Origin of the sequence: Bacillus sp. DNRA2, assembly GCF_012843265.1 — a bacterium.
Taxonomy (GTDB): Bacteria; Bacillota; Bacilli; order Bacillales; family Cytobacillaceae; genus Bacillus_BU.
In genome coordinates this window covers 1-15,437 of the sequence record NZ_JABAIT010000006.1, presented here as the reverse complement: position 1 = coordinate 15,437, position 15,437 = coordinate 1, and the positions used below count along the sequence as shown (strand labels likewise).

Below are 15,437 nucleotides of genomic sequence, written 5' to 3'. Positions count from 1 at the left end.
AATGAGTTGAGGAGAGAATGGATATGAAATATGTCTTGATGGGGATTGCTCTTTTATTCGTTCTTTTCATTTTACTTTATATTGATTACAAGTTTGGGCGCAAAAGTCACATGGCTAATAGTGAACGGAAGGATTATCCTGCCCGCACTTGCCAGCTTTACATGTTCAACGAAGGACCAGATTTATTTAAGAATATGCTTCAGGAAATAAAAAATGCCAAAAATCATATTCATGTTTTATTTTACATTGGACGGAATGATGAATTTAGCAGGGAATTTTATTCACTACTAGAGGTCAAGGCGCGCGAAGGGCTTGAGGTCCGCCTCCTTCTCGATTGGATTGGCTCGTTCAAGCTTTCTAAGCAGATCATCGCCGAGCTTGAGGCAGCCAATGTTCAGTTTGCCTATAGTCATGTGCCGCGCTTTCCATTTTTATTTTATAAAATGAATGTCCGGAATCACCGCAAAATCGCTGTGATTGATGGGAAGACTGCATACATAGGCGGCTTTAACATCGGCAAGGAATACGTGAATCAGGACCCGAAATTATCACCATGGCGCGATTATCATTTGAAATTATCCGGAGATATCGTTTCGGACTTGCAATCCCAATTTTTGTTGGATTGGGGTAAAGCAACAAAGGCGACGATGCCAAAGCTGTCACGTTATTTTCCTCAGCCAAGTCAGGGGTTGTTGTCGAAACCGGCCCTTCAAGATGTTGAAATGTCGAAAGCGCTCGATTTACCTAATCATGGTTCACACGCTGCTGATTCAGTAAACACTCAGGGAGCGTTTACTGAAAATGATGTTTTGCAGCAACAAACAAAGATTCAAATTGTCGCTTCAGAGTGTGCTTGGATTGAAGGGTTAGTTTCCAATCGTATACGTGAGGCACAGGAATCCATATTTATTGGGACCCCCTACTTTATTCCCACAAAGCAATTAATGAAGGATTTGTTGGCAGCAGCAAAGCGCGGCGTCAAAATCACGATTTTGGTTCCTCATGCCGCTGATCATTTGCTTGTCCAGGAGGCCTCCTATCGATTTTTACGCCCATTGCTCAAAGCCGGCGTTGAAGTTTATCAATTTATGAATGGATTTTATCATGCTAAGGCCCTTGTTTTTGATGATTTGGTTTGTGATATTGGTACGACAAATTTCGACCAACGCAGCTTGTTATTGAATAATGAAGTTAATTGTTTTATTACTGACAAACAGTCCATTATAAAAATAAAGAATGTCATCGACTGTGATTTGCGTGATTCAAAACGACTGCAGCTGTCCGATATCACCAATGTCAGCATGAAGACGAAGATCAAAGAATGGCTCGCCCGGCCAATCGCCAGTTTTTTGTAAAAGTCGATATTAAAAAAACTCGTCAAAGCTGCGGAACTTGACGAGTTTCTTTATATTGATATCATTATTTTATTAAATTTGAAAGCCAAGGAGAGATTTTAGCAAAAAGCTGGAAACCTAAATAGATCCCGACGATTCCAATGACACCCTCAAGTGCTGGTGGAGCTGGAATCGGCAATTTAAATAAGGCAAAAATAAAGCCAACAAGGAAACCAGTAAATAACGATAATAAAACGATATTCAAGATAATCCTCCTCTAGCAGATGTCAGACGTCTGCTCTATTTATTATCCTACCATAAAGTTAGCTTTCCCCGCTAGAGTTTGTGCATGAATGAAAATTTTACAAAATTAGCAGATATTTACCGTAAATAATGACAAAAAAACGCATGGTCATCATCACAACGATGGTCCATACGTTTTTGTATTTCAGTTATAATTACATTTTTTCTGGTGCGGAAACGCCGATGAGCGCTAACGCATTGCGTAAGGTAATTTGAACTGATTTTATTAAAGCAAGACGAGCTTGTGTCTTTTGTTTGTTTTCCGGATCAAGCACCTTCTCAGCATTGTAGAAGCTGTGGAAGGCTGATGCTAGGTCATAAATATAGTTCGTGATGCGATGTGGAATCCGTTTTTGGGCTGCTTCTGCAATTGCCTGCGGGAATTCGCCAAGCTTTTTCAAAAGCTCAACTTCCTTCTCAGCACCGATTAAAGAATAATCTGCTGCGTCGCCAGCAACTAAGCCTTGCTCCGCGCCTTGACGCAGGATGCTAGAAATCCGGGCATGAGCATATTGCGCATAATAAACAGGGTTTTCATTCGATTGTGACACTGCTAAATCCAAATCGAAATCTAAGTGCGTATCGGCTGAGCGCATTGCGAAGAAGTAACGAACGGCATCTAAGCCCACCTCTTCAACAAGCTCACGCATCGTTACTGCTTTACCGGTACGTTTACTCATTTTCATTTTTTCGCCATCTTTGTAAAGATGAACAAGCTGAATAATTTCAACTTCTAACGCATCACGTTCATAGCCTAGCGCTTCAATCGCCGCTTTCATCCGCGGAATGTAACCGTGGTGGTCAGCACCCCAAATATTGATGAGCTTTTCAAAACCACGCTCAAGCTTGTCCTTATGGTAAGCAATATCCGGAGTTAAATAAGTATAAGAACCATCCTGCTTGATTAAAACACGGTCCTTGTCATCGCCCATTGGTGTTGTACGGAGCCAAGTCGCACCGTCTTCTTCATAAATGTGGCCGTTATCTCTTAGTGCTTTTAAGGCCTGATCGATTTTCCCATTATTGTAAAGTGATGTCTCTGAATACCAAACATCAAACCGGACGCGGAAGTTTTCAAGATCCTGTTTTAATTTTTCCATTTCATACTTTAAGCCGTATTCGCGGAATGTGTCGAAACGTTCTTCGTCGCTAAGTGCTGCAAACTTATCACCGAACTCTTCAGCAAGTCGCTTCCCAATGCCAATAATATCTTGACCATGGTAGCCGTCCTCCGGCATTGGCTTGTCAGTGCCTAATGCTTGGAAATAACGGGCATCAACAGAAAGAGCGAGGTTGTTGATTTGGTTACCGGCATCATTGATGTAGTACTCTCTTGATACATCATAGCCTGCTTTGTCTAAAATATTGCAAAGTGAGTCGCCGACAGCCGCACCACGAGCATGACCAAGGTGCAAGTCACCAGTTGGATTCGCTGAAACGAATTCCACTTGAACCTTTTGGTGGTTGCCGATTGTTGTTTCACCATATTTTTCACCAGCGTTAATAATCGTTGGAATCAACTCAGTTAAATAACTATTGTTCATATAAAAATTAATAAAGCCTGGCCCAGCAATTTCTAATTTTTCAATTGATGCTTTTGATTGATCGAAGTTTGCAATGAGCTCTTCGGCAATCGCACGTGGCGCTTTTTTGGCGATGCGGGCTAGTTGCATTGCCATATTTGTCGAATAATCACCATGAGCTTTATCTCTTGGTGTTTCTAAAAGACACATCGGAATGTTTTCTTCTGTTGCCAGATTTGCTTTAATGACAGCTTCTTTAATCGCTTCTTTAAGCTTTGTTTGAACTTGCTCTGCAATGTTCATTTTCGTTCCTCCTTGTATTTAATTTCGAGATTGTATGTACCGGCAAGAATTTCTTGCATCGATAAGTCGTAGGTTAGGTTGATGGTGCCTTCGTTTGTTTGATCATTGTGTTGGTAAGCGAAGGATTTAGCTTCGGTGACGATTTCCATGTAACCATTTTCCGTATGGTACGCACCTGATACCTGTTTGTTTGGTCGGAACACCATGCGCATTTTCATCGCACCATTTCGTAAAATAACCATTTCATCGTCGTTGTGAGAAAGTTTAATAGTGGTGTTGACTGTGCCAACATCCATGACCTCCTGATAGCGGAGATAAGTCGCATTTGCGGTGTGCTGATAATGACCAAAAAGAATAAGCTCAAAGTTTTCCGGCTCTTTGGATTCTGGATGGTAAACGACTGTTTTTATGTAAAATTTTACAGGTATTTGAGTCTGTGTAGCTCGGTGTGCTTCAGACATCGGCAACACTTCCTTTTTTGTTCATCTATTATAACCTTTTTAGTATAAGTTTACTGATTGGAAAGCGCAAGATTACGGGGTGATTTTAAAATAGTAATTTGGATTGTGGAAGAATTTGGCGATACTTGCCAAATTCGTGATTTACTTGCCATTTCGATTGAAATACTTGCCAAAATCCTGATTTACTTGCCATTTCCACTAAAATACTTGCCAAAATGCATATGAACCTATTTAAAACGAACTTAAGAAAAACGGAGACCGCAAAGAGTCCCCGTTCCATAACCAACCTGATTTATTTTATCCAACCTAAAATCATTTCTCGGATGAGCTTACTCGCTGTGTTTGCGGTTTGCTCTGAAGGATCGTAAATTGGTGCAACCTCTACTAAATCGCCACCAACAACGCGTACATCAGATTTAGCGATTTCATGGATTGAAGCAAGGAGCTCACGTGACGTGATACCGCCTGCATCAACAGTACCTGTGCCTGGTGCATGGGCTGGATCTAACACATCGATATCAATTGTTACATAAACTGGACGACCTGATAGCTCAGGAAGAATTTCCTTCAATGGTTGATGAACTTCGAATTTAGAAATGTGCATGCCGACTTCTTTCGCCCAATCAAACTCTTCCTTCATACCGGAACGAATTCCGAATGAAAACACATTCTTTGGGCCGATAAGCTCAGCAGCTTTACGGATTGGCGTAGAGTGCGAAAGCGGCTCACCCTCGTAGCTTTCACGCAAATCTGTATGAGCGTCCATGTGGATAATCGCTAAATCGGGGTATTTCTTGTACATCGCCTTAATAACCGGCCAAGTTACAAGATGTTCACCACCCATACCTAGCGGGAACTTGCCATCAGCAAGGATTTTATCAACGAACTCTTCAATCAGGTCAATACTCTTCTGCGGATTTCCGAATGGTAGTGGAATATCACCTGCATCAAAATACTTTACGTCCTCAAGTTCGCGGTCTAAATACGGGCTATACTCTTCAAGCCCTGGTGAAACCTCGCGAATTCTAGTTGGGCCGAAACGTGAGCCCGGGCGGTAGCTTACCGTCCAGTCCATCGGCATCCCGTAAATAACCGCTTGGCTTTCCTCATAATTTGGATGACTCTTAATAAACACATTACCTTGATAAGCCTCATCAAAACGCATAAAAATAAATCCTCCCTCTCTCTTTGGGGACAGTCCCCCGGCACTTCACCGCAGCACAGCGGCGGGGGACTGTCCCCCACTGCTTTATTGCACTAAATCGCGGACGAATTTTGGCAGGACGAAGGCTGCCTGGTGAAGTTCTTTTGTATAGTATTTTGTTTCAATTTCTTCGCCGAAGCGATCTTCGTTTACTGAAAGCGGATCATACTTCTTCGAGCCAATCGTAAATGCCCACATACCACTTGGGTAGGTTGGGATATTTGCTATATAAAGACGTGTAATCGGAAAAATCTCGCGCACATCCTTTTGAACGCTGCGGATTAGTTCCGACTTGAACCACGGATTATCAGATTGCGCGACAAACAAACCATCTTCCTTCAAAGCCTTAGCAATCCCAGCGTAAAAACCCTTCGTGAATAAATTAACTGCCGGACCAACAGGCTCAGTGGAATCGACCATAATGACGTCATATTCATTATTACTGTTGGCAATATGCATAAACCCATCATCGACTCGCACATCGACACGAGGGTCATCAAGCTTCCCGGCAATTTCCGGGAGATATTTCTTTGAATACTCGATAACTTTGCCATCAATATCAACGAGCGTCGCCTTTTTTACGCTCGGGTGTTTCAACACTTCGCGAATCACTCCGCCGTCGCCACCACCGACAACGAGCACGTTTTCAGGATTGGGATGGGTAAACAATGGTACGTGCGCAACCATTTCATGATAAACGAACTCATCACGAACAGATGTCATCACCATGTCATCTAACAGTAGCATATTGCCCCATTCAGCTGTTTCCACCATCTCCAACTTTTGAAAATCAGTTTGTTCTGTATGTAAGGTACGGATCACTCTCATCGTAATTCCAAAGTTTTCCGTCTGCTTCTCGGTAAACCAAAGACTCATTACAATATCACCTCGTAAGAATTCCCATTTCCTGATATTGTACCCTAACTCAATAATTACAAACCTTAGAAAAGTATAGTAGAAAGTCGTGAAAATGCAAAGCAAAAAATGAGTAATTTTGTCGAAAATCGATCCAAATCTCATTACAAAAACACATAAAAATATTCATGATTTTATGTATGAGAATCTACCAAATATTTCATACTATTAATATTGCTCTTATTGATTCTTCTTTTACCAATTCCGATTCAAATTTAAATTCCAGTTCGAAATTTACAGATTAAGTGAGGTGACTTCAAATGGAATTAATAACGGACCAACGCTTTAAGAGAACGATTAAATATTTACGTGCCCTGTTCATTATTAGTTTAATCGGCTTCATTCTTATTTCGTTAATGTTCTTATGTGTATTGGGCTATGCGAAAATCCTTGGAGCACCACCTCTCGTTGTTCCACAATCAACACTTTACTATGCCGAGGATGGAACGATTATTGGCGAAAGCAATTCCGGGCAGAAACGATACTGGTTGCCACTTAAGGACATATCACCAGCTTTTATTGATGCTATTATTGCAGTGGAAGATAAAAATTTTTACGACCATCACGGCTTTGATGTCAAACGGATTGGCGGGGCAGTGCTCGCTGATGTTAAGGCAATGGCAATGGTTCAAGGGGCAAGCACCATTTCCCAGCAATACTCACGGAACTTATATTTAGATCACGGAAAAACGTGGAAGCGGAAGCTTAATGAAGCGTTTTACACGATTCGCTTAGAGATGAACTATTCCAAGGATGAAATCTTGGAGGGGTATCTGAACACGATTTATTTTGGCAACGGTGCTTATGGTGTTCAAGCAGCAAGCCAGTATTATTTTGGCAAGGATGCCTCAGACTTAACGCTTGCCGAGGCATCGATGTTAGCCGGTATCCCAAAGGGACCCGGTGTCTATTCCCCGCTTGTCTCAATGGAAAATGCAAAGAAACGTCAGCAGATTATTCTTGATTCAATGGCAAACAATGGGCTGATTTCGAAAAATAAAGCCGTGGCAGCGGTCAAAGAACCAATGAAGTTGGTCGGTAAACATCAGCACACGAAAACGGGAATTGCTCCATATTTTCAAGATGCAGTCCGGCAGCAGCTGAAATCCGTGTTAAAAATGGATGAGCGCACGATTGAGCTAGGCGGGCTGAAGATTTATACGACGCTCGACTTAAAACAGCAGGCAATTGCAGAGAAAACAGTCAAGAAGCTGATTTCCGACGAATCGGAAATCCAGGCTGGGCTTGTGGCGATGGATCCGCGCAACGGACATGTCAAAGCGATGATCGGGGGCCGCGATTATCAAAAAAGTCCGTTCAACCGGGCAATTCAAGCGGTGCGCCAGCCGGGTTCAACGATGAAGCCGTTTGTTTATTACGCAGCACTCGAGCATGGTTTTACCCCGTCGACAACGATGAAAAGTGAATTAACGACATTCCGATTTGAAAATAATCAACCGGAGTATACACCGCATAACTTCAATAACCAATATGCGAATAAGGAAATTACGATGACTCAAGCACTTGCAGTGTCTGACAACGTCTTTGCCGTGAAAACTCATTTATTTTTAGGCGAAGACACTCTCGCAGAAACAGCGGAGCGCTTCGGAATTCAGTCACCAATCGAAAAGGTACCATCGGCCGCACTCGGCACGTCAGGTGTGAGAATGGTGGAAATGGCCAACGCCTACAGCCTACTTGCCAATGGTGGCAGAGAGGTTGAGCCGGTCTTGATTGAAAAAGTCATCGATCGCGATGGCCACATCCTTTATCAAAAGGAAAACAGTGAAGACCAAGTGCTCAAGCCTGAGCTCGCTTACGTGATGACACAAATGATGACAGGGATGTTTGATAAAAAGCTAAATGGTTACACAAGCGTAACTGGCAGTACAATCAGCAACAAAACGACGCGACACTACGCCGGCAAATCAGGCACAACCGAGTCTGACAGTTGGATGGTCGGTTATACACCACAGCTCGTGTCCGCAGTTTGGACTGGCTACGATAAAGGCAAACCACTTGAGCTAACCGTGGAGAAATCGTACGCCAAGAATATTTGGATCAATTTTATGGAAGAGGCTTTGGCAGATGCGCCGAATAAGAAGTTTAAAGCGCCAAAGGGCGTCGTCGGTGTGTATGTCGATCCTCAGAATGGCTTATTAGCGACAAAGGATTGTCCTGTTAAAAGAAAGACCTATTTTGCCGAGGGCACAGAGCCAACCGAGTACTGTCTCGATCACATCGACGAGCCAGAAGGCGGCAAGCTGAAAAAAGACAAACATCAGAAGCCGGCAAAGGAAAAAGAATCAGAACCATGGTATAAGCGGATTTGGGGCTCGTAGGCATCGTGCCACGAGCTTTTTTTTTTGGCCTTATTCTGATAAATTTGATGTTTTGCACCCATTCATAAGTCCATTTCGCTGGTTTTCTAACCTCGTTTTGGTCTCATGAGTCCTTTAATCTATAGGTACAAAAAACCCCGAGACGGATTGTCCCGGGGTTTTTCGTGTCCTAGCTTCACGTTTCTCGTAACGTTTGAGACTAGTTTACAATTTTTATCAAAAACTCGCAAGATATTTGTGCAAAAAAATTTCTTAGACAGAAAGGTCCTGTTTCAGTTTCTCGGAAGCCAAATCCCACATTCCTTTGTTATGATTTTGCAAAAATGATGCAAGGATTAGTTTTGCTTTTTCATCCATATGATCAACGATGATGTGACGCTTTAGCGACTTATCCATCCGATTGACATGTTCTGGTAATGACTTATAACCGCGGCGGATTTCGCGGTCGACCGTCATTTCACAGGCAGTCACGCCGGCATAATAAGGGCCTTCCTCCGCACGATCAATCGTGACCCAAACGAGCCAATAAGGCTTTCCATTTGGCACTTCATCGCGGTTTTGCAGAAACTTAATTCCTTTCTCGACTGCACTTCTAGCATGCATCGCTCCAACATCGACCTCGGCTACCCCTGCCTCAACGTCGATAATGACTGGTGAAATGTTATCAAGACTCAGCACTCCAGCCCCGTAACCACCATGGCCTTTCATCGGATCTTCCTTTTTAATTATGTTAAAGCCAATTGGCTTCTTTTTATTTTCCTCCATCCAAAGTTCCTCCTTTGTTCTAGGTAAAGTTGATTTCCGTTCCAGGCGCTTTGCTTTCGGCTTTAGTTATTCTTTTAGAAAAATAACCCCGAGAAGAAGTTGTTCATTCCGTTTGCGAAAAATGGAATGATTGTGTTCATAATCGGATGAATCGTATAACGATCCAGTGGTGTAATGACTAAAATTAAAAAGATCAGCGAGCCGTAAGATTCATATTGCGTCAAGCGCGGACGGAAATCTGCAGGCACTAAGTCCTCAATAATACGGTAGCCATCCAACGGTGGAAACGGCAATAAATTAAACACAAACAATACCATGTTTAATTGGATGAATATGTTGAAAAAACTAAGCAAGTTCTCTTCAGCCATACCTCCAAGTCCGAACCGGAGCATCCCGTACCAAGCCAAGTAGGCTAATGAAGCCAAAAACAAATTACTAAGCGGTCCGGCAACAGAGACGAGAATGCCAGCCAAGCGCGGTTTTTTAAAGAAGAAGCGATTAACAGGCACTGGGCGAGCCCAACCGAAACCGGCTATAAAAATCAGGATTGTACCAAATGGGTCAAGATGCTTTAGTGGATTTAACGTCAATCTACCTTGATTTTTCGCGGTTGAGTCTCCAAATTTATAAGCAACAAGCGCATGGGCAAACTCGTGCACTGAAAAGGCAATAATTAACGTGACCACAACGTAAGGCAAATCCTGTAAAGAATATCGTAAAAATCGCTCTAATCCCTCCACTGCTTCAACTCCTTTTTATAAAAATAAATATATATTAAGCTTTGGATTTAGTTATAATCGCACCACTACTACCATTAAATAATGTTAAGCATAATAAGAGTATAACTGAAACAAGAAAAAAAGTGAAAAATGATGGATATGTCCTTGCGTAATGATTGAAAATATGAAAAACTACATACGATATAGTAACGCTTTCATTTGCGGAGGCGTTGCTGTCCCCAGCTTTGGGAATACGCAAAAGGAGAGAATACATATGCCATACGTAACTGTGAAAATGTTAGAAGGTCGTACTGAAGAACAAAAACGAGCTTTAGTAGAAAAGGTAACAGAAGCAGTAAGTGAAACAGCAAATGCTCCAAAAGAAAATATTGTTGTATTTATTGAAGAAATGCCTAAAAATCATTATGCAGTTGCCGGAGTACGTTTAAGCGACAAGTAATCTCCGCCACGAAGGTTATCTGAAGCAAAAGCAACATATCATATTCACGAAAAATTAAAACGAAAGCTAAGCACATTTTTTAGTGCTTAGCTTTTTCTGTTAGGGCTGCAATATAAGCATATGCCTCATCAATTTCTTCTATCGTATAACGCTGTTTACTTTTTAACGTGAAGACCTTTTCCTGAACTTCCTGTTTCGGAAGATTATTAAAATATAAAACCGTTGAAACTAACTCCAAAAATCTAGCATTCTGTTCATTCATATCGGTCAGGCAATCCGGAAGCGCCGGCATATTAACCTCACTTATTCCAAGAAACTCCTTGCCGGCATCAGTTAATTGGTAACGGTATTGATAGTAGCCGCCCTTTTTCTCTTTTACTTCATTAATAAAGCCCATATTACACAACTCTTCGACTCGCAATGTAAGTTCCTCAGAATACGGACCGTAAAAATGGAACTGAAACCGCTCTTGGAACGGAAACGATATCTTTTTTGCGATATAGATCATTTTTTGCAGTTTCTTCCGCCCGATAATCTCTCCGGAAACGGAAATAGCGTAGATTATTTTTGCATGGTCTTTTAACAAAACAAGTCAGCTCCTATTGATCTTAGTGGAGAGTATATTTGTTCATAAATCACTGCTCAAGCAGTGCTTTGATTTGTAATTTAACGTCAGCATGAGTTGATAAATCATCTAGGAAATCAGCTGGATAATAGAGCTTATGATCCGTTCTTCTTTTTCCAGAAATCGCATCGACAATGTCTGATTCCCGTGACAGTTCGCGTAATTCACCTGATTTCATCAAGAGGTGAATCGGCAAACGCTCCTCTTCCTCACCTGGCCGATAAAAATCATACGGCAAATCGGATGAAGAATCAACGACCAAATAATAGTCAGGATCAATGCCAGCCGCTTTAAACAGCTCCGATAATTGCGTGAGCTTGCGGTATTCCTTGGCCGGATCAAATTCAACATATTTTAGTAAATTGCGATTCATAAAACGACGGGATAAATCACTGAGGATCACATCCTCCTCATCCTGCCATAACTGGAAATAAAAGAGAATCACAGCTTCATCTAATTTTAAATAGTCTTCTAATGTTATTTTATTTTCAAACAATGACACAAAATGAACGAGATCATACTTAAATGAATAATGATTTTCATAAAGTTCTTTGGCTCGATGAAGGATTTTGGTTAAGATCACTTCGGCACTGCGGGTGACCGGGTGGAAGTACACCTGCCAATACATTTGATATCGGCTCATAATATAGTCCTCAACCGCATGCATTCCACTATGCTTGATGACTACCTGATCCTCGCGAGGACGCATGACGCGCAAAATCCGCTCCATGTCAAAATGACCGTAGCTTACCCCTGTAAAATACGCATCGCGCTGCAAATAATCCATGCGATCGGCATCAATTTGACTAGAAATCAAACTGACAACAAGCTTGCTAGAATACGTTTTGGCAATGACTTCGGCAACCTTGGTCGGAAAATTAGGATGGACCTTGGATAAGACCTTATTCACTTCCGTATTTCCTAAAATGATCGCTCTCGTAAACTCTTCATGGTCTGAATCAAACACTTTCTCAAACGAATGCGAGAATGGACCATGCCCCAAATCATGAAGCAGCGCTGCGCACAATGACAACAAGCGTTCATTGGGATCCCATTCCGGGCGACCTTCAAACACGTTATCAATGATTCTGCGAATAATTTCGTATACGCCAAGCGAGTGGTTGAAGCGGCTATGCTCAGCACCATGGAAGGTTAAATATGTGGTTCCCAGCTGTTTAATGCGGCGTAATCGTTGGAATTCCTTTGTGCCAATTAAGTCCCAGATTACTTTGTCCCGAACATGTACATAGCGGTGAACGGGATCCTTGAATACCTTTTCCTCATTTAATTTCTCCGCTGCATACTCCATTATTGACCCCTTTTCTTAAATATCATATTTCCATTATAGCCCGTTTTATTGCTTGATTCACGAATGTTTCCGTGACAATTTTTTATTAAATTTGAAAAATAAAAATCACCCCAGATATGGAATCGAAGGTGATTTTTGATTTATTTTTTTAATTTCGCTTCAATCTTTTCTATTAATGAATCCTCTGTGAGTGCCGATACGGGCCGGTTATTGACGAATGCAAAGGTCTTCTTACGGCCTGGGCCACAATAGGATTGACAGCCAATTTTTATATCTGCGTCTGGATCGATTTTCTTTAAACGCTCAATGAGCGTCTTTGTATTAACAGCCTGACAATCGTCGCAAACACGAAATTCGTTTGCCATTTAGGACAACCCTTTCTTCACACAATATTTGATTGCGATTTTACCTCTTTAGGTCAAATGTATTTTACAGTTAATCAACTGCTAATGCAAGTAGGCAAGTTCGGTGGGTCTATTTGGAATGCTGTGTTATTTGTGAATGTTGATTTCCGCTCCAGGCACTTCGCTCCAATCAACTTGCCAAAAATTAACACTAAGCTTTAACACAGCCTTTTGGGAAAAAATGTAAATTTCGGTTTCCGAATATTTCGGTTCCCTAACAAAGTTATGAAAATATGAGAAAAACTATTATCCTTTTATTAAATTGGTATATTACTTAAATTACCTGGGAAAGATATAGATAACAAATGTTAAGTTATCATAATTTTTCCGGGAGTTGAGGAAATGAAAGTACGTCAAGATGCATGGACGGATGAAAATGACTTATTGCTAGCTGAAACTGTATTAAGACATGTTCGGGAAGGTAGTACCCAGCTTAATGCCTTTGAGGAGGTTGGGGATAAATTAAATCGCACTTCTGCTGCATGTGGTTTCCGCTGGAACGCTGTTGTCCGCCATCAATATGAAAAAGCACTAGATTTAGCAAAGAAACAACGCAAACAACGCCAACGCGTTCTCGGTAAGGATCAGGGTGGCAAGAAAAAGCTGCTGTATACACCACCTACTGTTCAGGTTAGTGACCTTGAGCCGGTGTTGATTGGTGCAAATGGATTAGAAGAATTTGCTTCGGAATTTGACATTGACGAAATTGAATCTATTATTTCAACTGAGACAAGCCCAATTGAAGATGAATCTGCATCTGTAAGCACAGAAACCGTTTTGCCAAGTACACCAGCTATGCCTTCAAGCACTAACGCGATTCCGACACAGCCTGTCAGAACAATCACAATGGATATGATTATCGCATATTTACAAAACTTAAATCATTCTAATTTTCATGTTGATATACTAAAAAGTGAGAATGAAAGATTAAAACGTGAACTCGCTGACTTGAGAAAGCATAATGCCGAGTTACAAGGTAAAATCAATCACCTCGAGCAGGATACAGAAACGATTCAAGAAGACTATGAAACATTGATGAAAATTATGAATCGTGCCAGAAAGCTTGTCCTCTTTGAGGAAGAAGAGCGTCCGCAAACAACCTTCAAAATGGACCGAAACGGTAACTTAGAGAAAATGGCTGAGTAAATCGAAAAGCGGAGTTCGCTTGCTCAGCCCCGACAGGCATAGGACGAGCCGGCCGAAAGGTTGTTCTTTAACCTTTTGGACGGATTGGCCTATGACCCGAGGGGCTAGCGAACGGAGCTAGACATATCGAAAAGCGGAGGCGGCTCGTTCATGGGCGACAGGCACAAGACGAATCACGCAAGAGACGCTAGTCTCTGGAGGGATTTGGCTTGTGACCCGAGCCCCTTGCTGCCGGAGCTGGACAGATCGAAAACGCATGGAACGACATAAGTTCCATGCGTTTTTTTCTGGACATTGAGTGCGTTATTCTCGTAAAAAAAGCTAATTTGAGAATATTTATGGACATATAGGACCTTATTTTAATAAAAATCAGGCAAATGACGAGCTTTTATCTAAAATAAGGGAGCATATGTCCGATAAAACAAAAAATCATGTTTTTTTAATCAAATAACGGAATGTATGTCCGCTCCGCACAAATCCGCTCTTCTACAAAAGCAGCCTCGTTATGTCGTGAGCATTTTTTGATTCCGTAGGACGACACGATCGTAGTAGTCCGAAAACAGCGGAACCTCTTCTTCTGTTAATTGGCCAGAATAAATTTGTCCACCGAGAGCTTGGATTGATTTTAAAAAGCGCATCAAACAATCTGCAACAGTCAAGTTTACCCCGAACAATTCAGACAGGGAAGCCATCACGTCCGGACTAATATCAGGATACTTAATCTTGGTCGACTCACCCTTTTTGCTTTTCTCATAAAAATTCTTAATGAGCTCTGCCCGCTCACTACCGCTGCCCGTTACACAAAGATAGATTTGCACAGCGACACCATTTTTAAGTCGGCGCTGCGAAATACCAGCAAATTTCTTGCCGGCAATACTCAAATCATAGCTGCCAGGGCAATAGGATTCAGTAATTTCGTAGGCTTCAATTTTGTGTCCCTTGCTCATAAAATCAGCAAACATTTGCTTGATCAGTTGCCACATCGCTTCATAACCACGATTGATTTCGATTCCTTTTTCTTTTTCTGGAAGGGCAAGGGTCAGATTGAGCACTCCTTCGTCAAGGACGACTGCAAGCCCACCCGAATTGCGGACGATATAGGAGTAGCCTTGCTCTTCAAGATATTGGAGTCCATCTTGTAAAAATGGAAGCTTCGTGTCCTGGATACCCAGAACGACCGTGTTATGGTGAACCCAGGCCCGGGCCGTTGCTGGTTGAGCCCCTGTTCCCACTGAAGCGCATAGGGTATCATCCATGCCAAATGATTGTAATGCACCGAACTGCGGACCAAGACAAGTCTGATCGATGATGCGCCACTTCGCTTGGTGCAATAATTGCTGGGCTTCGTTCATGATCTTGCTCCTTTTTTTGAAAAAATTATACCATATTGTTGATGCTAGGGGATTTATCGGTCGTTTTCGAATATTTATCGGTCGCCTTTGAATTTTTATCGGTCGCTTTTTAAAATTTATCGGCCAATGTGAATAAAGTCACTTTGCTCTTTTTTTATGGTTGTGTTAAACACGAATGTTGATTTCCGCTGCAGGCACTTCGCTTTCCGCGGGGCTAGTTGGGAGCCTCCTCGGCGCATTCGCGCCTGTGGGGTCTCCCATACCAGCTACTC

15 protein-coding genes are annotated in these 15,437 nt (G+C 42.0%); 4 read left to right on the top strand and 11 right to left on the bottom strand.

The features are described 5' to 3' along the window. Positions 1-23: 23 nt before the first annotated feature. Positions 24-1,355: a phospholipase D-like domain-containing protein gene (locus tag HHO41_RS06965; protein WP_248278394.1), complete on the top strand. Its 1,332-nt coding sequence runs from the start codon at positions 24-26 to the stop codon at positions 1,353-1,355. 64 nt (positions 1,356-1,419) lie between these two features. Here HHO41_RS06965 and HHO41_RS06960 read toward each other — a convergent pair whose 3' ends face one another. The 5 genes from HHO41_RS06960 to speE form a co-directional block, all read right to left on the bottom strand. Further along, the gene (locus HHO41_RS06960; protein WP_169096888.1) at positions 1,420-1,599 is read right to left on the bottom strand and encodes a XapX domain-containing protein; all 180 of its coding nucleotides are present in this window, start codon (positions 1,597-1,599) and stop codon (positions 1,420-1,422) included. A 193-nt stretch (positions 1,600-1,792) separates the two neighbouring features. Beyond that, on the bottom strand, positions 1,793-3,463 hold the full coding sequence (gene argS, locus HHO41_RS06955; RefSeq protein WP_169096886.1) for an arginine--tRNA ligase: 1,671 nt from the start codon (positions 3,461-3,463) through the stop codon (positions 1,793-1,795). After that, the gene (locus HHO41_RS06950) at positions 3,460-3,924 is read right to left on the bottom strand and encodes a YwiB family protein (RefSeq protein WP_169096884.1); all 465 of its coding nucleotides are present in this window, start codon (positions 3,922-3,924) and stop codon (positions 3,460-3,462) included. Before HHO41_RS06950 ends, argS begins: the two co-directional genes overlap by 4 nt. Before the next feature lie 292 nt (positions 3,925-4,216). Then, positions 4,217-5,089, bottom strand: coding sequence for an agmatinase (gene speB / locus HHO41_RS06945; protein ID WP_169096882.1), 873 nt, complete (start codon positions 5,087-5,089; stop codon positions 4,217-4,219). A gap of 84 nt (positions 5,090-5,173) precedes the next feature. Continuing rightward, positions 5,174-6,004 (bottom strand): spermidine synthase, encoded by an 831-nt coding sequence (speE, locus tag HHO41_RS06940; protein WP_169096880.1) that lies wholly within the window; start codon positions 6,002-6,004, stop codon positions 5,174-5,176. A gap of 299 nt (positions 6,005-6,303) precedes the next feature. On the opposite strand from speE, the gene HHO41_RS06935 reads away from it, so the two are divergent. Then, on the top strand, positions 6,304-8,385 hold the full coding sequence (locus HHO41_RS06935) for a transglycosylase domain-containing protein (RefSeq protein WP_169096878.1): 2,082 nt from the start codon (positions 6,304-6,306) through the stop codon (positions 8,383-8,385). A 252-nt stretch (positions 8,386-8,637) separates the two neighbouring features. On the opposite strand, the gene HHO41_RS06930 is transcribed toward HHO41_RS06935, so the two are convergent. Further along, positions 8,638-9,150: a YwhD family protein gene (locus HHO41_RS06930; protein ID WP_169096876.1), complete on the bottom strand. Its 513-nt coding sequence runs from the start codon at positions 9,148-9,150 to the stop codon at positions 8,638-8,640. Between the two features lie 74 nt (positions 9,151-9,224). Further along, on the bottom strand, positions 9,225-9,890 hold the full coding sequence (locus HHO41_RS06925) for a site-2 protease family protein (RefSeq protein ID WP_169096874.1): 666 nt from the start codon (positions 9,888-9,890) through the stop codon (positions 9,225-9,227). A 253-nt stretch (positions 9,891-10,143) separates the two neighbouring features. On the opposite strand from HHO41_RS06925, the gene HHO41_RS06920 reads away from it, so the two are divergent. Beyond that, on the top strand, positions 10,144-10,329 hold the full coding sequence (locus HHO41_RS06920) for a 2-hydroxymuconate tautomerase (RefSeq protein ID WP_169096872.1): 186 nt from the start codon (positions 10,144-10,146) through the stop codon (positions 10,327-10,329). Positions 10,330-10,408: 79 nt separating this feature from the next. Here the strand turns inward: HHO41_RS06920 and HHO41_RS06915 are convergent, their stop codons facing one another. The 3 genes from HHO41_RS06915 to HHO41_RS06905 form a co-directional block, all read right to left on the bottom strand. Beyond that, positions 10,409-10,915 carry a YwgA family protein gene (locus HHO41_RS06915; protein WP_169096870.1) on the bottom strand — a complete coding sequence of 169 codons (507 nt, stop codon included), beginning with the start codon at positions 10,913-10,915 and terminating at the stop codon, positions 10,409-10,411. 49 nt (positions 10,916-10,964) lie between these two features. Continuing rightward, positions 10,965-12,263 (bottom strand): HD domain-containing protein, encoded by a 1,299-nt coding sequence (locus HHO41_RS06910; RefSeq protein ID WP_169096868.1) that lies wholly within the window; start codon positions 12,261-12,263, stop codon positions 10,965-10,967. A gap of 140 nt (positions 12,264-12,403) precedes the next feature. Then, on the bottom strand, positions 12,404-12,628 hold the full coding sequence (locus HHO41_RS06905) for a YuzB family protein (RefSeq protein ID WP_169096866.1): 225 nt from the start codon (positions 12,626-12,628) through the stop codon (positions 12,404-12,406). A 381-nt stretch (positions 12,629-13,009) separates the two neighbouring features. On the opposite strand from HHO41_RS06905, the gene HHO41_RS06900 reads away from it, so the two are divergent. After that, positions 13,010-13,813, top strand: a complete 804-nt coding sequence (locus tag HHO41_RS06900) for an RsfA family transcriptional regulator (protein WP_169096864.1) — start codon at positions 13,010-13,012, stop codon at positions 13,811-13,813. Between the two features lie 503 nt (positions 13,814-14,316). Here HHO41_RS06900 and lipL read toward each other — a convergent pair. After that, entirely contained in the window at positions 14,317-15,165 is an 849-nt protein-coding gene (lipL, locus tag HHO41_RS06895; RefSeq protein ID WP_169096862.1) for an octanoyl-[GcvH]:protein N-octanoyltransferase, read from the bottom strand. Positions 15,166-15,437 lie beyond the last annotated feature (272 nt).